This window comes from Gemmiger formicilis (assembly GCF_016901605.1).
Taxonomy (GTDB): Bacteria; Bacillota; Clostridia; order Oscillospirales; family Ruminococcaceae; genus Gemmiger; species Gemmiger formicilis_B.
This window is the reverse complement of sequence record NZ_JACJKP010000989.1, coordinates 1-217: the sequence shown is the minus strand read 5'-3', so window position 1 is coordinate 217 and position 217 is coordinate 1. Positions and strand designations below refer to the sequence as shown.

1 protein-coding gene is annotated in these 217 nt (G+C 37.8%); it reads right to left on the bottom strand.

The window, feature by feature from the left end:
• Positions 1 to 32: 32 nt before the first annotated feature.
• Positions 33 to 217: hypothetical protein (locus tag H6B10_RS17500; RefSeq protein ID WP_204652567.1), on the bottom strand; the 185-nt coding region annotated here is incomplete at its 5' end.

Here is a 217-nt window from a genome sequence, read left to right as displayed (position 1 = left end):
AAAAGTGCAGGCATGTTGCCCTCCAAAATACTTCAAGGACGGGGGACTGCCTGTCTTTTTTGTATCATTGTTTCGCTGTTTAACGCGATTTCCTCTTCCGTTGAATTTGCAAAGCTATAATTTTCAGGGGTTTTTACTAGAATTTGTCGGTTGTGTAAAACATTTTTAGTATATATACTTAAATCGGAAAAGCCTGCAAGGGGCGAAAAATCTATTT